Origin of the sequence: Halalkalibacterium halodurans, from assembly GCF_004376175.1 — a bacterium.
Taxonomy (GTDB): Bacteria; Bacillota; Bacilli; order Bacillales; family Bacillaceae_D; genus Halalkalibacterium; species Halalkalibacterium halodurans.
This window is the reverse complement of the sequence record NZ_SNUY01000073.1, coordinates 1-18,650: the sequence shown is the minus strand read 5'-3', so window position 1 is coordinate 18,650 and position 18,650 is coordinate 1. Positions and strand designations below refer to the sequence as shown.

The 18,650-nt window shown below is 43.0% G+C and carries 17 protein-coding genes, 1 pseudogene and 1 other annotated feature; of the genes and pseudogenes, 16 read left to right on the top strand and 2 right to left on the bottom strand.

Translation table 11 applies throughout. The features are described from left to right. Positions 1-360 precede the first annotated feature (360 nt). Genes spoVID through ysxE form a run of 3 tightly spaced genes read left to right on the top strand, consistent with a single transcriptional unit; the run spans position 361 to position 3,493 of the window. On the top strand, positions 361-1,611 hold the full coding sequence (gene spoVID / locus E2L07_RS17805) for a stage VI sporulation protein D (RefSeq protein ID WP_166740118.1): 1,251 nt from the start codon (positions 361-363) through the stop codon (positions 1,609-1,611). A 12-nt stretch (positions 1,612-1,623) separates the two neighbouring features. Further along, positions 1,624-2,493, top strand: coding sequence for a hypothetical protein (locus tag E2L07_RS17800; protein WP_134230222.1), 870 nt, complete (start codon positions 1,624-1,626; stop codon positions 2,491-2,493). Then, a complete protein-coding gene (ysxE, locus tag E2L07_RS17795; protein ID WP_053430585.1) occupies positions 2,468-3,493 on the top strand; it encodes a spore coat protein YsxE in 1,026 nt (341 codons plus the stop codon). Before E2L07_RS17800 ends, ysxE begins: the two co-directional genes overlap by 26 nt. A 99-nt stretch (positions 3,494-3,592) precedes the next feature. Here the strand turns inward: ysxE and E2L07_RS17790 are convergent, their stop codons facing one another. Then, entirely contained in the window at positions 3,593-3,778 is a 186-nt protein-coding gene (locus tag E2L07_RS17790) for a hypothetical protein (protein WP_010899183.1), read from the bottom strand. Between the two features lie 168 nt (positions 3,779-3,946). Further along, positions 3,947-4,175, top strand: a binding site (T-box leader). Between the two features lie 57 nt (positions 4,176-4,232). Between E2L07_RS17790 and E2L07_RS17785 the strand changes: the two genes are divergently transcribed. From E2L07_RS17785 to minD, 13 genes are all read left to right on the top strand, one after another. Then, complete coding sequence (locus E2L07_RS17785) at positions 4,233-6,875, top strand: valine--tRNA ligase (RefSeq protein WP_134230221.1); 2,643 nt, start codon at positions 4,233-4,235, stop codon at positions 6,873-6,875. A 92-nt stretch (positions 6,876-6,967) separates the two neighbouring features. After that, on the top strand, positions 6,968-7,183 hold the full coding sequence (locus E2L07_RS20950; protein WP_041820779.1) for a hypothetical protein: 216 nt from the start codon (positions 6,968-6,970) through the stop codon (positions 7,181-7,183). A 315-nt stretch (positions 7,184-7,498) separates the two neighbouring features. Continuing rightward, a complete protein-coding gene (locus tag E2L07_RS17775; protein WP_010899181.1) occupies positions 7,499-8,791 on the top strand; it encodes a bifunctional folylpolyglutamate synthase/dihydrofolate synthase in 1,293 nt (430 codons plus the stop codon). 31 nt (positions 8,792-8,822) lie between these two features. Continuing rightward, the gene (locus tag E2L07_RS17770) at positions 8,823-10,526 is read left to right on the top strand and encodes a sensor domain-containing diguanylate cyclase (protein WP_053430588.1); all 1,704 of its coding nucleotides are present in this window, start codon (positions 8,823-8,825) and stop codon (positions 10,524-10,526) included. A 139-nt stretch (positions 10,527-10,665) separates the two neighbouring features. Next, on the top strand, positions 10,666-11,412 hold the full coding sequence (locus tag E2L07_RS17765; protein ID WP_134230224.1) for a prepilin peptidase: 747 nt from the start codon (positions 10,666-10,668) through the stop codon (positions 11,410-11,412). 119 nt (positions 11,413-11,531) lie between these two features. Further along, entirely contained in the window at positions 11,532-12,590 is a 1,059-nt protein-coding gene (locus E2L07_RS17760) for a hypothetical protein (RefSeq protein WP_134230219.1), read from the top strand. Positions 12,591-12,780: 190 nt separating this feature from the next. Next, complete coding sequence (locus tag E2L07_RS17755; RefSeq protein WP_134230218.1) at positions 12,781-13,353, top strand: Maf family protein; 573 nt, start codon at positions 12,781-12,783, stop codon at positions 13,351-13,353. Positions 13,354-13,475: 122 nt separating this feature from the next. Further along, a complete protein-coding gene (gene radC / locus E2L07_RS17750) occupies positions 13,476-14,159 on the top strand; it encodes a RadC family protein (protein WP_053431938.1) in 684 nt (227 codons plus the stop codon). A gap of 136 nt (positions 14,160-14,295) precedes the next feature. Beyond that, a complete protein-coding gene (locus E2L07_RS17745) occupies positions 14,296-15,336 on the top strand; it encodes a rod shape-determining protein (RefSeq protein ID WP_010899175.1) in 1,041 nt (346 codons plus the stop codon). A gap of 13 nt (positions 15,337-15,349) precedes the next feature. Continuing rightward, complete coding sequence (mreC, locus tag E2L07_RS17740; protein WP_134230217.1) at positions 15,350-16,231, top strand: rod shape-determining protein MreC; 882 nt, start codon at positions 15,350-15,352, stop codon at positions 16,229-16,231. Then, a complete protein-coding gene (gene mreD, locus E2L07_RS17735) occupies positions 16,228-16,752 on the top strand; it encodes a rod shape-determining protein MreD (protein WP_053430590.1) in 525 nt (174 codons plus the stop codon). Before mreC ends, mreD begins: the two co-directional genes overlap by 4 nt. A 121-nt stretch (positions 16,753-16,873) precedes the next feature. Beyond that, positions 16,874-17,572, top strand: coding sequence for a septum site-determining protein MinC (gene minC, locus E2L07_RS17730; protein WP_010899172.1), 699 nt, complete (start codon positions 16,874-16,876; stop codon positions 17,570-17,572). Positions 17,573-17,594: 22 nt separating this feature from the next. Next, positions 17,595-18,389: a septum site-determining protein MinD gene (gene minD / locus E2L07_RS17725; RefSeq protein WP_010899171.1), complete on the top strand. Its 795-nt coding sequence runs from the start codon at positions 17,595-17,597 to the stop codon at positions 18,387-18,389. 42 nt (positions 18,390-18,431) lie between these two features. On the opposite strand, the pseudogene E2L07_RS21065 reads toward minD, so the two are convergent. After that, positions 18,432-18,650 (bottom strand): annotated as a pseudogene (locus E2L07_RS21065) (IS5/IS1182 family transposase); the annotation flags it as partial.

Here is an 18,650-nt window from a genome sequence, read left to right as displayed (position 1 = left end):
TGGTTTTCGGCGTTATGATCGCTTGCGAAGCCGTATTCTCTTGCATCATCAATTCAAACATCAGACATTCGGGGTAGGATAAGAGGGGCTCGCCCTCCTATGCCACCCCAACATTTGACTAAGAACCGGTTTTTTTATTCTCTTGTGAACGTTTTTCGCAAGTGACAATCTGCCCCTTTAATCTAAAAAGCACAAATCCATAGGCATATGTTGCTAGGGGAACCGCATAGGATGGAAGCGAAGCAAGGAGAGAAAGACAAGCTGTGTTCAATCATAAACGATGCGGTTGTGTCATAGAGTGTATCGTACTGATCGTGAACGAGCACAGGTGAACTGAATTCCAGATGAGGAGGAATGAAAATGACGCAAGAACGACCTTCAAAGTTGTCGTTTTCCATTGAAGAAACCGTTTGGCTTAATAAAGGGCAAGAAGTAAAAGAAATATTGGCAATGTCCCTTGAGCCTGATATTCGGATCGAAGAAAAGCAGGATCATGTCTATATTAAAGGCGGCTTAAGACTTCTTGGAGAATATGTACCGACGGAAGAGGAAGCGACCCTTGATCCAACTTCGGCCATTCAAGAACAGGTGTCGTTTCGTTCAGTCGAAGAAGTGACCATTGATGACGAGGGAAAGGGGAGCATTCAACATTTTTTCCCGATTGATGTGACGATTCCTTTAAATCGAATTCAAAAACTAGACGATATTTACGTTCAAGTTGATTCATTTGATTATGACTTGCCAGAACGAAGCTGCATTCAATTAACGGCAGATGTGTCGATTAGCGGTATGACAAGTGAGCCTCCTGTGTCAAAGCAAAAAGCACAATCGGAGCGTCCAGCAGCCATCGACCCACTCCCGAAGCCACCACAGTTAGAGCCTATCCCATCTACTTTTTCGTTTGAAGCGAAGAAACCGTTTGTGAATGAGGAGGCTGGTGCATGGAATGAGGGAGTGCAGTCTCGACAAACATTTAAATTTCAACCAGCAGATAATGAAAATAAACTAGAGGAAGATGTGGTTGTATCGAACGAAGAGCAGGCACACGAAGGGGAGCCAATAGAGGAATCAAAAGCGGATCAGGCAAAAGTGGAGGAGTCTACAGCCTCCGTTCAAAAGCAGCAAGAGGAAAATCATCATCAAGAAGTTACATCAGTTGCTAATCAGGATGAGACAGCAGACGGGCAAGTCAACGAAGAAAATGCTATTGAACCAGCGCTGATGCGTGGAGAAGTAGACGTAGAACACGATGATTCCGAAAGTGTGGAAGAAGAAGAGAATCCTACGAAAATTCAACTTGGCGTTCAGCGAGAGGAAGTAGCAATAGACGAGGAATCACAAGAAGATCTAGGGGAAGATACAGACGAACCAAAAGGACATCGAGAAGAGAATGCCCTTTATTTAACAAAAATGATGACGAACGGTGAAGAGGAATTTTCGAAGTTAAAGATGTGCATCATTCAAGAAAATGAATCTCTTGATATGATCGCCGAGCGATATGATATTTCGACAAGTCACTTAATACGTTTCAATCGTTTAACAGAGGAACGGGTGGAAGAAGGGCAAATTCTTTACATTCCTGTCCCATCACATCAGTCGAAAGAGGGGTAAGGAGGAGCAGTTATGGCTCTTGTCAACCACTTGAAGGAAAATTACTCATATCAGGAAGTGGTCCAGCTTTCCGACCATCTCATTCAAACAGAGTATGGCCATAAGAGGATTGAATATTGGGACGAATTTGATTTACTTGAATGGCATGTTGCTTGGCGAGATACATGCCAGCAGCCCCCGCATGTGTTTGTTGATCGAATGATACGAACGAAAGATGGGCGAACCGCCATTCCGTATGAACATCAATGGATTACCGTACATGATCATATGGAAGGAGCGGTTCCGCTTCAATTAGAAGAAAATCGGGAGGCGATATGGGGAGCGTTCATCGGGAACATGCTGGCATTTGGTGAACAAACCCCGTATAGCGCTTCAACTCAGGAACGTTTAATCGCTCCCTCTTCTGTTGGAACAGGGGGGCAATGGGCAGCACTTGTACGAGAGGGTAAAAAACGAATTCAGCAATCTGAGCAATTAACGGCATGGTTTTCCAAGCTTGAGCCTCCAACATTACCAGCGTCACTGTCCATCGATCGTGGATACTCTTGGAACGGGTTATTTTTCTTCTGTCCAAGAAAAGAGGAACCTCAGAAGAGCTATGCTCCGTTACGAACCTTTCTTCTATTGTGGATGGAGGAGTATGGCACGGACTCATTAAAACGTCTTCTTGATGAAATGGATGATTTTCACCCTTTAACAGACGGACAAGGGTATCTACTATTAGCTGAATGTTTGAAGCCGTATGAACTTCAAGGTGTACGGGAAGGTAAAGATGTGCGAAAGGAATGGGAGAAAGCACGTAAGCTAGTGCGAGAATTAAGCGGTTGGCTTGACGAAAAAAAGAAGGTGAGTGATTATGCAACAAGCTCAACTACCTCTTGAGGCGATTTTGTATCAGTATGATTTATATCCAGAAGCGGTAGAGGACCATGGGGAGAACGTGAAGAAACTCGTCACAAAGCACGGTTTATTTGCCTTAAAAAAGACGCAAATGACACGATCGCAAGCCGATTGGTTCGTCTACTGTATGAGAAAGCTTGATCGTTTAGGCTATCGGAAAGTGGTCCCTCTTTTACCGACAAAGTTTGGTGAATATACACTGACAGATCGAGATACGAGTTTTTATGTGATGCCATGGATTGAATCAATTCCTTACAATGCCCGTGAATCACAAGAAGAGAAGCTGGCAGATCAGCTCGGTGTCATTCATCGTTTGACCGTAAAGACACAGCCGTTCTCGAAGGAGCAGCTTGAAGCTTCATACAACGAGCTGCGTGACCGATGGGATTCGCGATGGCTGACAATGAATCGCTTTGCAGATCAGGCGGAACGAAAAACGTATATGTCTCCTTATGAGCTAACGTTATTAACTCACTTTTCATTTTTAGAGCATATGGCCCACACGGCGAAGGAGTCCCTTGAAGCATGGTATGAGACGTGCTTGGAGAAAGAAAAATATCGAAGCGTCCTCTGTCACGGAAGGCTAAGCCGCGCCCATGCTTTTTTTAATGAGCGACATGAACCGTTGTTGTTTAACTTTGAGCGGGCTGCATTGGACACACCTGCTCGTGATTTAGCCAGCTTTTTTAGACATAGCTTTCCGCACGCCCTTTGGTCTGAAGAGGAAGGGCACCGCTGGCTTTATCGTTATGAGCAACACCTTCCATTACTAGAGGAAGAAAAACGGTTATTGCACGCCTATTTATCCTTTCCAGATCCAGTTATATACGGGATCGAAGCTTATCAACAGCAATCTGGTCCTCCATCAGAAGTCAAACATGTGAAGCGATTGGAGAAACGTTTGCTTAATTTGCGGCGAGTTGAACGATTTTCGAAAAGTTTGCTCCCCACACCAGCTATCAACGAAAGCGGACTATCATGACTGCCTTCTTACGAAGGTAGTCTCTTTGCACTTTATGAAGTTTTCCTTTTATAAGATTGGGCTATCCGCCCTATCCTAATATATGGATGCCATCATGTTTTAGAATAACCGAATGAGCATACAGCAATAAAGGAAGATAAGGAATGTTAATAAAATGACGTCAAACGAAGTCGGGAAAAACAGTGTACGAAAAAATTGAAAAATGATTAACGGTAAAAGAAATTGGGCGATGATCGCGCGAATTTTTAAATACCATGGGGGTTTTTTGTAGTACGGTCGTCTCATCCGAAAGCACCTCTCACATACGGTGTATGATCTTGTTATCAGCCTATGCGTTTTCAAGGCAACTGGTGCATCGGCCCATGTATAATTATCATAAAAAGAGATCATGCTGTTGTTGACGATCCAATGAAGGAACGCTAAAATACTTATAAACGTATAATGTACATAATCTTAAATGCACAGATAGGGAAGAGTAGCTTCCGAACCCTTTTCAGAGAGAGGAATCCATTGGCTGGGAGGTTCCTTAGGATGTACGAGGTGAAGGTCGCCCTGGAGCAGCTTTACTGAACACAAGTAAGTAAGGTCGGCGAAAAGCCGTTATCATGTCGAGTGTGCCAATGGTGATGATTCCATAGGCAAACAAAGGTGGTACCGCGAGTAAACTCTCTTCGTCCTTTGAGCGAAGGGGGTTTTTTATGTTACTGCCGTAATTAAAGGTAAGCAAGGAGGAAAAAAGATGACAAAGCAGGATCAAGAAATGCCAACAAAATATCATCCACAAGACATTGAATCGAAGTGGTATGAATATTGGATTGAAGGGAAATTTTTTGAAGCTACATCTGATGAGACGAAAAAACCATACACCATAGTTATTCCACCACCGAATGTAACAGGGAAACTGCATCTAGGGCATGCGTGGGATACGGCGCTACAAGATATTCTCTCACGAGTAAAGCGAATGCAAGGGTATGATACCCTTTGGTTACCAGGGATGGACCATGCAGGGATTGCCACACAAGCAAAGGTAGAGGCGAAATTGCGAGAGGAAGGTAAGTCTAGATACGACTTAGGGCGCGAGGCGTTTGTGGAGAAAACGTGGGAATGGAAAGAAGAATATGCTGATTTTATTCGTCAGCAGTGGGCAAAACTTGGCCTCTCTCTCGACTATTCCCGCGAGCGATTTACGTTGGACGAAGGGCTGTCTAAAGCGGTTCGAGAAGTGTTTGTCAAGCTCTATGAGAAGGGGCTTATCTACCGGGGAGAATATATTATTAACTGGGACCCAGTGACGAAAACGGCCCTATCGGATATCGAAGTCATTTACAAAGATGTGCAAGGCTATTTCTATCATATGAAATACCCATTAGCCGATGGAGACGGAGCAATTGAGGTTGCCACGACGCGCCCGGAAACGATGCTTGGTGATACGGCTGTAGCCGTACATCCTGAGGATGAGCGGTATCAACACCTCATCGGCAAAATGGTGAAGCTTCCTATAACCGGACGAGAGATTCCAATTGTTGCTGATGATTATGTCGATATGGAATTTGGCTCTGGAGCGGTAAAAATTACTCCAGCCCATGATCCAAATGACTTTGAAATCGGTAACCGCCACAACCTTCCGCGCATTCTCGTTATGAATGAGGACGGGACGATGAATGAGAAGGCTGGCCAATATGAAGGCATGGATCGATTTGAATGCCGGAAGCAGATTGTCAAAGACCTACAAGAACAAGGGGTTTTATTTAAAATCGAAGAGCATGTTCACTCGGTCGGGCATTCAGAGCGTAGTGGTGCGGTAGTCGAGCCTTACTTATCGACACAATGGTTTGTCAAGATGAAGCCACTGGCGGAGCAAGCAATTGAACTGCAAACAACAGAAAACAAAGTCAACTTTGTCCCGGACCGATTCGAAAAAACATATCTTCGCTGGATGGAAAACATTCGCGACTGGTGCATTTCTCGTCAGCTTTGGTGGGGGCATCGTATTCCTGCATGGTACCATAAAGAAACAGGAGAAGTGTATGTAGGACATGAAGCGCCGCAGGATAAAGACAATTGGAAACAAGATGAGGACGTTCTTGATACGTGGTTTAGCTCAGCCCTATGGCCGTTTTCAACGATGGGATGGCCAGATGAGGAAGCACCAGACTACAAGCGTTACTACTCAACTGATGCGCTAGTGACAGGCTATGACATTATCTTCTTCTGGGTATCACGGATGATTTTCCAAGGCCTTGAATTTACCGGTCAGCCACCGTTTAAAGATGTATTAATCCACGGTCTCGTTCGGGATGCAGAAGGACGAAAGATGTCCAAGTCGCTTGGTAATGGTGTAGACCCAATGGAAGTGATCGACAAATACGGAGCCGATGCCTTACGCTTCTTCTTAGCTACAGGTAGTTCCCCGGGAAATGATTTGCGCTTTTACTGGGAAAAAGTCGAATCAACATGGAATTTCGGCAATAAAATTTGGAATGCATCTCGCTTTGCTCTTTTGAACATGGATGGAATGTCCTATGATGAAATTGACTTAACAGGTGAGAAATCAATTGCTGATCAATGGATTTTAACACGTCTTCAAGAAACGATTGAAACAGTCACGCGCTTAATCGATGCTTACGAATTCGGTGAAGTCGGTCGCCATTTATATAACTTTATTTGGGATGATCTATGTGATTGGTATATTGAAATGGCGAAACTCCCTTTATATGGGGAAGACGAAGTGGCGAAAAAGACGACTCGTTCTGTATTAGCCTACGTTCTTGACCAAACGATGCGTCTCTTACATCCACTCATGCCGTTTATTACCGAGGAAATATGGCAGCATTTGCCGCATGAGGGCGAATCGATCACTGTTGCTTCATGGCCGGTGAAATCAGAAGAATTTACGTTTGAACAAGCGATGGGCGACATGGAGCTATTGAAAGACATTATTCGCTCTGTCCGCAATACCCGTGCGGAACTAAATGTTCCGATGAGCAAGGAAATTGAATTGCATATTCAAGCGAAGAACGAAGACGTTCTGACTCAGCTAGAGCGAGGGAAGCACTACATTGAAAAGTTTTGTAACCCTAGCACGCTTGTAATGGGAACGGCGATTGAAAAACCAGAGAAATCCATGTCGAATGTTTTATCAGGGGTTGAGCTTTACTTACCGTTGGCTGGATTGTTAGATTTAGAGGAAGAAATTGCTCGCCTTGAAAAAGAAGAGAATAAGCTTGAAAAAGAAGTAGAACGAGTACAGAAAAAACTGTCTAATCAAGGTTTTTTAGCAAAGGCCCCAGAGAAAGTAATCGAAGAAGAGCGGAAGAAGGAAGCGGATTATCTCGAAAAACGAGCAGCGGTCAGAGCAAGAATTAAAGAACTAAAAGGATAAAAAGAGGGCGCTGTCCCAAAAGCACCTTCAAACATAAAATCGGGAGAACCGTTTGATGAGATTCTCCCGATTTTTGTGTTGGTGTGATTTCGTTGGTTCCTTCGAGCGACAGCGGGCGACTCCAGCGGGAAAAGCAACAACGGAAGATCGCCGAGAGTGGGGTTCTCGAGGAAGCTGGAGCGTTGCACGTGGCAAAGAAACACGACGAATGCAAACAAAGTGTGCGTGAGTCGATGTTGCAAAAGCGTCCGCCAAGTAGCCATTTCGAACGAATAAGCAAAAAGCAGCCTCAAAAGATAGACTTTTGAACCAGTGCTCTTTTACGCTTTAAAATAGTAGGCGCTCTCTTGTCTTTTTACCTTCATGCGAGTACGAAAGATGAATAAATGATAAGTTATAGGTTATATGTAATAGGTATTTAGTTCTTATTAGTCAATTTTCGACAATCTTTCTCATCCTTCTTTTTGCGTGTATATGGTATGATGGAATCAAGGAATAAGGTAATGGTTAGTTAAAAATTTTCTAATATGTCTGTTAAAAGACGATTTGTATTTCCTCATTGCTGGCTGGATGAACTCTCGTTATAATCATGTCATACTTGATAGACATGGAGGAAAATAGCTGTGCAAAATGAAAGGCAAGCCATTGAATGGATTCATTCTTTTTTACCGTTTGGAATTAAGCCAGGTTTACAACGAATTGAATGGATGTTGGAGAAGCTTGGACACCCAGAAAAAGAGTTAAACGTTGTTCATATCGGTGGAACGAACGGAAAGGGTTCAACGGTTAGCTTTATGCGTTGCATGCTCACCGAAGCAGGCTACAACGTAGGTACGTTTACATCTCCTTATATTGAACATTTTAGGGAACGTATTGCTTATAAAGGCGAACCGATCAGTAGCGAAGAGCTTGTACGAAGCTGCTTAAATATTATCGACGTGGTCGAAGAGCTGAAAAGGACAGATTTGGGGAGCCCCACGGAGTTTGAGGTTATTACGGTCATAGCCTTTGACTTTTTTGCCCGTGTGAACCCTGACATCGTTCTACTAGAGGTCGGGCTTGGGGGGAGACTTGACTCCACAAATATTGTGACCCCGCTTCTATCGATTATTACGTCAATTGGACACGATCACATGAACGTATTGGGGGGAACCCTTGAAAGCATTGCTTATGAAAAAGCGGGGATTATTAAGCCGGATATTCCAGCCATCGTTCATGTTAAACAACCTGAAGCGTTTCGGGTGATTCAGGATAAGGCGAACAAGGTGAAAGCTCCGCTCTTTGCTTACGGAACTGATTTCCACTCCTTGCCCAAAAGTGTGACAATGGATAAACAGTTTTTTTCATATCAATCACAATCAGGTCTCACCCTATCATTAGAAACGGTAATGAAAGGCCACCATCAAATAGAGAATGCAAGTATGGCGATTCAAGCCATCGAACAATTACGATCCATGAAACACTACGAGCTCTCTAATGACCATATTGTTAGGGGGATTAGGAACACGACATGGATTGGGCGTTTTGAAAAAATATCTGAAGCACCGCTTACGTTTGTAGATGGAGCTCATAATGAAGAAGGCATGAAAGCACTAGCCGAATTACTAGCGCTTCACTTTCCAACGTATAAGTATCGCTTTGTCATGGCTGTAACGAAAGAAAAAGAGATGAAAGCTTTACTGGCCCCTTATGTTGACCTTCCCGCTTCTTTTACTTTTACGACATTTGAATTTGAACGAGCTCAGAAAGCAGAGCAATTGTATGAACAAGCGCCTGTTTATAACAAATCCATTTGTGCAGATTGGAAAGTGGCCATTAGGCGAGAACGAGAAAGTTGTAAAGCTAATGAAATGGTTATCATCTGCGGGTCACTTTATTTTATTTCAAAAGTTAGGGCGTTTCTGTTAGAGAGATAACGTGTATTCCGCTGGGGAGGTGAGCAATGCGATGAATCTAAAGCAAAAGCAATGGTTATGGGGACTGTATCTTGGGTATCTTGTCGTATTGTTCGCTTTAAGCGTTGTTCTCATTCCCCGCGGTGATTTGACCGCTATTGAAAAAATAAGCTTTTTACTCTTGATGATCTTAACGGCGTCGATGCCGATCATTTATCGTGGCCATGTGCTCACCCTTTTTCAGTGGGTGAGTCTGGCTGTCTTTTTGAAATATGGGCTTCTTGTAGAAATTGTCATGACCCAATTTGCGATCATTACTGCTCTATACTCAGCTGGTGTACGATATGGAAGCCTATATAGAATTCCAGTAAACACATTTATTTTTTTGATTACTTCCCTTGTGTCAGCCGCTGTTTTTTATTTTTTAGGTGGTGAAGTTGGACGAGGTTTAGCCTTAACTTTTCAACAACAGCTCGTTCCGATATTTGCATATGCGGTGACGTTTCTAGTCGTTAATCATACCTTGATTCACTTGTTTCGGGTACTTGTATTAAAGGCGAATTCTTCATTTCTGAAGGGGATTATGCGAGAAGTAGCCATCTCTAGCATTATGCTACCGTTAGGTTTAATGCTTTTATATTTATCAGAAGCAGTTGGTCTCGTGGCAGTCTTTATTTTAGGATCTTTTTTTGCGGGGATCGGCATGTTTTTGCAAATGTATCATAAGAGCCAGTATACGAACCGAATGCTAAAGGACGTGACAGAGTACGGCCATGAGTTAAATGCTTGTAACACACGGGAGAAGTTAATTCATCTATTTGCCGTACAAGTAGAGCAGTTTTTAGAAGCTGATACGGTTGTTCTTTATGAGGGGAAACAACAGGAACTCAATCTGTTGAATGGCAGTTTACTAGATGCTGAATGGTCAAACCATTTTCAAAACGGAGATCTTTATAGTAAAAACGTTTATGAGACAGGAAGCCCTTATACGATGCTAAGAAGAGAAGACGGTGACCTACGAGATATCCGCTTGCCTGAAATCTATCAGTCTGTTGTTTCATTACCGATTCGTCAAAAAGAAGATACGTATGGAGTCATTACGGTTTTTTCAAAGAACATGTATCATTTTAAGAAGCAGCGGATTCATATGCTAGAAATATTGGTCAATATTTTTGCTGTCGCGATTAAAAATGTTGACTTGCTAGAAACGACAAAACAAGAAAGCGTCCGCGATCCTTTAACTGGCCTTTATAATTTTCGTTATATGATGGAAGCATTGAAGAAAACCGTGAATGAGGCTGACTTCCCGTTTTCAATTATTCTTCTGGATCTGGATCATTTCAAAAAGATTAATGATACGTATGGGCATCAAAGTGGGAATGATGTACTTGAAGCGGTGGCTGATCGGATGAGAAAGATATGTCCAGATAACAGTGTGATTTCTCGGTATGGTGGAGAAGAATTTGTCATATTGCTACCTCATCATGGTGAAGAGGACGCACGTCAAGTGGGAATTCTACTTCAACAGGATTTCTCTTCTCGCTCGATACTCATTCGATCCGATCTATTAGTAGGAGAAACGGTGGACATTAAAGTCACCGCAAGCTTCGGTATAGCAGAGGCTGGAAAAAAAGATCATGCCATGGACCTCATACGTAAAGCTGATCGGGCGATGTATAACGGTGCTAAGTCAAAGGGACGTAATCGAGTCGCGACCTATAGCGATATAAAACAAGAGCACTCCCTATCATTGTAAGAAGAGATCCTATCTTGTGAAAATGATGAAAAGGAATAGACATTTTCATCCTATCCTTTATACTTAAAGTGGGAGATTTCCACCACTTCCGAAAACAATATTATTTGTGAGGTTTTGCCATTTGCATCAGATTGATGTGATGTCGTTTCTCCTACTCTTCGTGCTCGGTATGGTACTTGGTTCGTTTTTTAATGTGATCGGTTTGCGTGTGCCGAAAGGACAATCAATCGTGGCTCCTCGCTCCCATTGCCCATACTGTAAAAGGACACTTGCCACGATTGAGTTAATCCCTGTCCTTTCCTATGTTTGGCAAAGAGGCCGATGCCGAAACTGTCGTCAAAAAATATCTCCCCTTTACCCATTCGTCGAGTTAGCTGTAGGGTCCGGTTTTTCCATAATGCTTCTTGTCTTTGGCTGGAATATGGAATTACTTGTAGCTCTCGCGCTCGTCTCTCTCTTTTCGATCATCTTTGTTAGTGACCTTGTTTACATGATCATTCCAGACCGCATCATTCTCTTCTTTGCTATCTTATTTGTTCTTTTTCGCGCAACGCTCGCTCCACTAAACCCGTGGTGGGATGCTTGGGCAGGAGCCGTTGTAGGATACATCTTATTGTTCATCGTCTATTTGATCTATCCTAACGGAATCGGTGGAGGAGATGTGAAGCTTTTTACTGTCCTCGGATTCGTATTAGGGTGGAAACTTACACTAGTAGCGATAATGCTATCCAGCCTTTTTGGCGCGATTGGAGGCGGTGTTGGGATGATGCTGGGAAGAATTAAAAGACGAGAGCCCATTCCATTTGGTCCATTTATCATCTTAGGTAGCCTCACTGCTTATTTGTATGGAGATGCTCTTATTCAATGGTACGTACGTTGGCTTTAAAACCTAAAAAAGTAGTGTCCAATGAAAAGTAATCGTTTTTTGCTTAAATGGTTCTATGAAATTCATTCGTTTAATAGACTTTAGGGAAAGGTGGAATTGCTAGAGAGGGTGTTGAGAATATGGATCAAAATAAGGCAAAAGTCTCGATTCGTCTGAATGGAAAGCGCCAACCATTTCAAGAATTAGTTGAGAACAACCCAACCTCAGCTGCAAAAAAAAATGACAGAAGCCGAAAGCCTAGAGAAGATGCAGATAAAGTGATCGATTTTCATAAAAGGTATGAAGATCGTATTCGGAATGAAGAACCATTTTGGGATGACGGGAACCGGAAGAAGAGTCCAAAAATCCCTTACAAACGTAAGAAAAAAAAGCCGTACGGAACAAATGAGAGATTCGCACTAAAAGTGAAAAAAGTGCCGGTTATTCTCATTATGGCACTCGTATCAGCTTTAATCGTCGGGACAAGCTTAGGGTTCATTGTACTGACCATCTTTACAGCTGATGAATTACCTGTGGCATCTGGTGAAGTGCAGGAGACGGTTCCAGCTGTTTCACAAGGGGATGCTTCTTTTCCCGAGTTAGCGGTTGAGGTTGTCCAAGGTGGTGCTTTTACTTCAATTGAGGCTGGAGAAGCGGTCATCGCAAGCCTACAAGAGAAGGGAAGGGCAGCTGCTCTAGTAGAAAGTGATGATTCAGTTTACATGTTTATTGGCTTAGCGCAAGATCGGGCAAAAGCACAGGATGTGGCTCAAGCTTATTCAGAATTAGATCAAGATACGTACATTAAATCATTTGCAGCACCAACTTCCGATAGCAAAAGGTTAAACGAGGAAACCATTCAATGGCTTCATGACATGGAGTCAAGTTATCAGCAGTTAGTCAGTCTCTCGGTGGATGGATTAACAGCAGGAGGAGCAACGATCACAAAAGAGTCTGTTGAAGGAATACGAAAAGAGGTAGAAAGGCTTCACGGACAGCAGAAAACCGCCTTTCAGGAACTTGATGAATCGACAGCTTCCCATCTTCAAGTAATCAATGAACATTTAATCCAAGCCGGAAATCACCTAGCATCGTATGTCTCAACACAAGATGGAAACGCCCTTTGGAAAACGCAACAGGAGCTCCTAGATGCCCTTGTACAGTATCAACTGTTTTCGCGCGAGACCTCCCGTTCTTAAATGGCGAGGTCTCGCTTTTTTTGTGATTAGTATAAGCCCATTCTAATTCCAATTTATACTCTTGAATCGGGAAAAAACTCACATGGGTTGGAGCTTCCTTTTGATTGTTGTTTGTTGAAAAATTTGGTATGATGGTCTCATACCTTGTACAATAGAGATGTTAATCTTTATTGAAAGAGGTGCTCCCTTCATGAAACCACTTATTTTAGCTTCAGGTTCCCCACGCAGAAAGCAGCTTCTAGAACAAATGAACGTCCCTTTCACAGTATGTAAAAGTACAATTGATGAAACTTTTGATCCAACGTTCCCACCAGATGAGGTTGTACAGCAACTAGCAAGACAAAAGGCACAAGACGTAGCAAAAAAACACGAGGACTCTTTCATCCTCGCCGCAGATACAATCGTTGTCTTTCAAGGACGTATTCTTGGGAAACCAGCAACAGAGCAAGAAGCTAGACAGATGTTATCCCAACTATCGGATCAATCCCACGAAGTGTTAACAGGAGTGGCGCTCTTGCATCAGGGGCAAGTCGAAACGTTTGTGGAAACAACCGAAGTCCGATTCTGGCCGCTTACGGTCACTGAAATTGAAACATATCTGCAAACAGGTGAACCGTTTGATAAGGCAGGAGCTTATGGTATCCAAGGTTTAGGTGCCTATTTAGTGAAGGAACTTAAGGGGGATTATTATAACGTTGTCGGGTTACCCCTTTCGAGAACAGTACGTGCTCTAAAGGTCCATGGATTTTCCACACGATTTTAGCAACTGCTTTGTTAGGTTTGGCTCCTTCATTTCCTTTTTTCTAGAAAAGTAATAAGTATAAGATTTTGTGATTTTTCGAACACTTTTTAAGAAAGGAGTACTCCCTTTTGTCGAATATGTCTATGACGCTTCGTGATGTTCCAAACAGGGAACGACCACGGGAGAGGTTGCTGCATGAAGGTGCTCACGCGCTTTCTAATCAAGAAATAATAGCGATTATGCTTCGGACAGGTACAAAGAACGAATCTGTGCTACAGCTTGCACAACATGTTTTATGTCATTTCGACGGTCTGCGGTTGTTGAGAGAAGCGACGGTAGAGGAGTTGACGAGCATTCATGGTATCGGTGAAGCAAAGGCGATAGAATTTTGTGCCGCGATTGAACTAGGCCGAAGAATTCATACGATGCAGGAGATGGATCGGTATGTGATTCGCACTCCAGAAGACGTGTCGCGCTTTGTTATGGAAGAAATGCGTTTTCTCAGCCAAGAGAATTTTGTTTGTCTGTATTTAAATACGAAAAACCAAGTTCTTCATAAGCAAACCGTATTCATCGGGAGTTTAAACGCTAGCATCGTCCACCCCCGTGAAGTGTTCAAGGAAGCGTTACGAAGGTCAGCCGCTTCACTCATCTGCCTCCATAATCATCCATCCGGAGACCCAACTCCAAGCCGAGAAGATATTGAAGTGACACACCGATTAGCACAGGTGGGAAAATTGATCGGGATTGAACTGCTAGATCATGTGATCATTGGTGATCGAACATTCGTTAGCTTAAAGGAAAAAGGACATTTACCATTTTCATAAAAATCAGCGAAAGGTCTGTATAAAATCGCAATAAAAATGTAAAATGATCAAAGGGAAATGAAAGGCTATGTTTTTAGAGGAAATTTCGATATAATATTTGTTATGACTTCGGTTATTCATGAAGGGAGATACATAGATGTTCGGTGGGTTTTCAAAAGATATTGGAATTGATTTAGGTACAGCAAATACACTTGTATATGTCAAAGGAAAAGGGATTGTATTACGTGAGCCTTCTGTCGTGGCTAAACGTACGGATACTGGGACGATCGAAGCGGTCGGAAACGATGCTAAAAACATGATCGGTCGTACGCCGGGTAATATTGTCGCTACACGTCCAATGAAGGACGGGGTTATCGCAGACTTCGAAACGACAGCCACTATGCTAAAATACTTCATTCGTCAAGCGCAAAAAAATCGTTCAATTTTCACGAGAAAGCCTGCAGTCATGGTTTGCGTACCATCGGGAATTACAGCAGTCGAAAAGAGAGCGGTGGAAGATGCGACAAAACAGGCTGGGGCAAAGTACGCATATACGCTAGAAGAGCCATTTGCGGCTGCAATCGGAGCTGATTTGCCAGTATGGGAGCCGACAGGTAGCATGGTCGTTGATATTGGTGGTGGAACAACAGAAGTAGCCATTATCTCTTTGGGTGGCATTGTCACGAGCCAGTCCATCCGTGTAGCTGGAGATGAAATGGATGAGGCGATTATCCAATACATTAAGAAAACGTATAATTTAATGATTGGGGAACGGACAGCAGAAGCATTAAAGCTTGAGATTGGTTCGGCAGGTTCACCTGAAGGGGTAGACAATATGGATATTCGCGGTCGGGATTTATTAACAGGATTACCGAAAACGATTGAAGTCACGGCTGAAGAAATATCCAAGGCTCTATCGGACACCGTTCAAACCATCATTGAAGCTGTAAAAAATACTCTTGAACAGTCACCGCCAGAACTTGCTGCAGATATTATGGATCGTGGCATTGTGTTAACAGGTGGTGGTGCTTTGTTACGAAACTTAGATAAAGTGTTGAGTGACGAAACAAACATGCCAGTCATCGTTGCCGAAGAACCGCTTGATTGTGTAGCGATTGGCACAGGGCGAGCATTGGAAAACTTGCATTTATTTCGGTCCAAGGCTGGGATTACATCAAGCGCTGACCGAAAATCGTGAGTAGGTGCTTGGGATGCCATCATTTTTTTCAAACAAAAAACTAATTGTACTGCTCGTAAGCATTATTGTTTTGGTGGCTTTGATTGGCTATTCATTGAGTGACCGGGAACGATTGACGTGGGCAGAGCGTTTTTTGCATGATTCCGTTGGTTGGGTTCAGTCGATCGTTATGAGACCCGCACATTTAGTCGCGGGTTTCTTTGAGGAGGTTTCTGAACTCCGCCACCTTTATGAGGAAAACCAAACGTTGAAGGCACGGCTTGAAGAATATGCGCAAATATCCGTTGAGCGAAATGTGTTAAAAGAAGAAAATGAATCATTGCGTGAAATTCTTGATTTAGAAGAAAGTCTATCAGACTATCGAATGCGTAATGCGGTCGTTACTTTCAGGTCACCTGACCGTTGGAATGAAGCGATCGGAATTAACATAGGGAGTCAGCACGGTGTGGAAGACGACATGGCCGTCGTCTCATCCAATGGTTATTTGATCGGAAAAATTCAACGAGTAAGTGAGTTCTCTTCCCGAGTACAATTGTTGACAGATACGGATCGAACGAATCGTGTATCTGCACGAATCGATGGTGATGATAAAGCAGGTCCTGTTGGATTTATTGAGGGGTATGATGATGAAACGGGCCTTTTAGTTATGAGAAAGCTAGAGATGGATGCAGAGATTGAACCTGGACAACTTGTGTCAACTTCTGGTTTAGGGACTGTTTATCCACGTGGCATTATCATCGGTGAAGTGGAACGGGTAGAGCCGGACGAGTATGGATTAACACAAAATGCATACATCAGGCCATACGCCGATTTACTCTCACTCGATTACGTCATCGTGATTGAACGATTAAGTACAGCAATGGACCCTGAACTTATTGAGGAGGGAGGACTGTGAGTCGTTTCATCCTCCCAGGGCTGATGTTTTTCATTTTTATTCTTGAAGGCACATTGTTTCAACTAGTCATCACAGAGCGGTTTGCAAGTGAGATTATGATTGTCCCTAGGTTTCTCATCGTTATGCTTGTATTTATCGGCATATACTTAGGGCGGTGGAGTGGTGCGTTATACGGGTTGATCTTTGGACTGCTATTTGATGTTGTCTATACGGATTTAATCGGTGTTTATATGTTTGGATTCGCCTTGTTAGGATACGGTTTTGCTCTAACATATAAATGGCTACAATATAGCAATCTCACGCAAGTCACATTAGCGTTTTTAGCCGTTTTTCTTTTTGAGTACTACCAATACGGTCTTTTGCAAATCATTGGCCTTACAGAGATGGACCATACAATGTTTTTTCAGCATCGTCTTTTGCCAACACTGGCGTTAAATGGGGCGTTTGCCATACTAATGGTGCTTCCGATGCGAAAATTGTTACAATATGTCTTGAAAATGGCGAGATTTCGAGAAAAATAAGGACGAAAAAAGGGAAACGAAATACCTGTGTGGAATTAGATAAACAACACGGTATTTTCAAGTGGATGGATCAACGTCTAACACTGAAGGTACTTGTGCTTCGCTGAGGTGAACATGGACGATGACAACACAAAAAAAACAAGCTGTAACCATTAAAGGGACGAAGGATGGTCTTACCTTTCATTTAGATGATCGCTGCTCGTTCGACAGTATTGTTGGGGAGCTAGCTGAAAAGCTGTCTTCGAAACATTATCAAATGGAAGACCAACCAAGAATACAGGTTAAAGTAGATGTTGGCTATCGCTATTTAACTGTAGAACAGAAGCGACATATTCAAGAATTGATTACCGATGGACGAAACTTGGACGTTGAGGAGTTTGTGTCCCAAGTCATGACAAAAGAAGAGGCTGAAGAAAAAAGGAAAGAAGCACAAATCGTTTCTGTAGCAAAAGTCATTCGTTCTGGACAAGTGTTTTCAGTGGATGGTGATTTGCTGCTAATTGGGGATGTAAACCCTGGAGGAACGATTCGAGCTTCTGGAAATATTTTTGTGATAGGCTCCTTGCGTGGCATTGCTCATGCTGGTTATAAAGGAAACGGAGAGGCGGTCATTGCAACGTCGCACATGGCACCTGCTCAACTGCGGATTGGAGAACAAATTTTTCATTGGTCCAAGGAAGAGCAACAAGCTGGCGACCGGATCATGGAATGTGCATACATTGCATCGGATACGAATGAAATTCAGCTAGATCGCGTTCAGAAGTTGTTAAAGATAAGACCAAATCTCGCAACGTTTTTGGACGAAATGGTAGAGCAATAGAGGAAAGAAAGGGGAATTACGCGTGGGAGAGGCAATCGTTATTACAAGCGGTAAGGGTGGAGTTGGTAAAACGACAACGTCTGCAAATATAGGAACCGCCCTTGCCCTTTCAGGAAAAAAAGTTTGTTTAGTCGACACGGACATTGGCTTGCGTAATTTAGATGTGGTGATGGGTTTAGAAAATCGCATTATTTATGACCTTGTCGATGTAGTGGAAGGGCGTTGTCGGCTAAAGCAGGCGCTCATCAAAGATAAACGCTTTGAATGTTTGAATTTGTTACCTGCTGCGCAAACGAAAGATAAGTCTGCAGTAACCCCTGAACAAATGAAGGAAATCGTCGAGGAGCTTAAACAAGAATATGACTATGTCTTGATCGATTGTCCGGCTGGGATCGAACAAGGCTTTAAAAATGCGGTCGCGGGGGCGGATAAAGCGATTGTCGTTACAACTCCTGAAATTTCTTCAGTCCGTGATGCTGATCGGATCATTGGCCTTCTCGAGAAGGAAGAGGTTGAAGCACCGCGTCTCGTCGTCAATCGAATCCGTGGCCATATGATGAAAAACGGAGAGATGCTGGATGTGGACGAGATTGTTTCCATCTTAGCCATCGAACTATTAGGAATTGTCGTTGACGATGAGAATGTGATTAAATTTTCAAACAAGGGAGAGCCGATTGCGCTTCATCCTGATAGCAAGGCCTCAGTTGCCTATCGAAATATTGCACGACGCATTTTAGGAGAAACGGTTCCGCTCATGTCATTCGAGCAAGAAAAGGGCGTCCTAGCGAAAATAAAATCATTTTTTGGGGTTCGTTAAACACGACCCTACATATGAAATCGGAGGGAGGCTGGGACAAAACTAGCCAAAAATAGTAAGTAAAAAGGTTCCAAGCAAATAATAAGTGCTTGGAACCTTTTTTGTGGAGTTTTTCTTATTTCCTGGCCCTATGTCACCGTTCGTGGCCGTGTACTTTCTCAAGTTCACGGCCATAAATGCAAACCCCAATTCATTTTTCACTTTATCTTTGCCTCTGACGGACATTCGAGTGAAACCCAAATTAGCCTTCAGAAAACCGAA

Excerpts from the sequence above, each read along its gene's own strand:
- minC (WP_010899172.1), top strand. The coding sequence starts at position 16,874 with ATGACAACACAAAAAAAACAAGCTGTAACCATTAAAGGGACGAAGGAT.
- E2L07_RS17800 (WP_134230222.1), top strand. The coding sequence starts at position 1,624 with ATGGCTCTTGTCAACCACTTGAAGGAAAATTACTCATATCAGGAAGTG.
- mreC (WP_134230217.1), top strand. The coding sequence starts at position 15,350 with ATGCCATCATTTTTTTCAAACAAAAAACTAATTGTACTGCTCGTAAGC.
- E2L07_RS17770 (WP_053430588.1), top strand. The coding sequence starts at position 8,823 with ATGAATCTAAAGCAAAAGCAATGGTTATGGGGACTGTATCTTGGGTAT.
- E2L07_RS17765 (WP_134230224.1), top strand. The coding sequence starts at position 10,666 with ATGTCGTTTCTCCTACTCTTCGTGCTCGGTATGGTACTTGGTTCGTTT.
- E2L07_RS17790 (WP_010899183.1), bottom strand. The coding sequence starts at position 3,778 with ATGAGACGACCGTACTACAAAAAACCCCCATGGTATTTAAAAATTCGC.
- ysxE (WP_053430585.1), top strand. The coding sequence starts at position 2,468 with ATGCAACAAGCTCAACTACCTCTTGAGGCGATTTTGTATCAGTATGAT.
- E2L07_RS17785 (WP_134230221.1), top strand. The coding sequence starts at position 4,233 with ATGACAAAGCAGGATCAAGAAATGCCAACAAAATATCATCCACAAGAC.
- E2L07_RS17755 (WP_134230218.1), top strand. The coding sequence starts at position 12,781 with ATGAAACCACTTATTTTAGCTTCAGGTTCCCCACGCAGAAAGCAGCTT.
- E2L07_RS17745 (WP_010899175.1), top strand. The coding sequence starts at position 14,296 with ATGTTCGGTGGGTTTTCAAAAGATATTGGAATTGATTTAGGTACAGCA.
- E2L07_RS17760 (WP_134230219.1), top strand. The coding sequence starts at position 11,532 with ATGGATCAAAATAAGGCAAAAGTCTCGATTCGTCTGAATGGAAAGCGC.
- radC (WP_053431938.1), top strand. The coding sequence starts at position 13,476 with ATGACGCTTCGTGATGTTCCAAACAGGGAACGACCACGGGAGAGGTTG.
- spoVID (WP_166740118.1), top strand. The coding sequence starts at position 361 with ATGACGCAAGAACGACCTTCAAAGTTGTCGTTTTCCATTGAAGAAACC.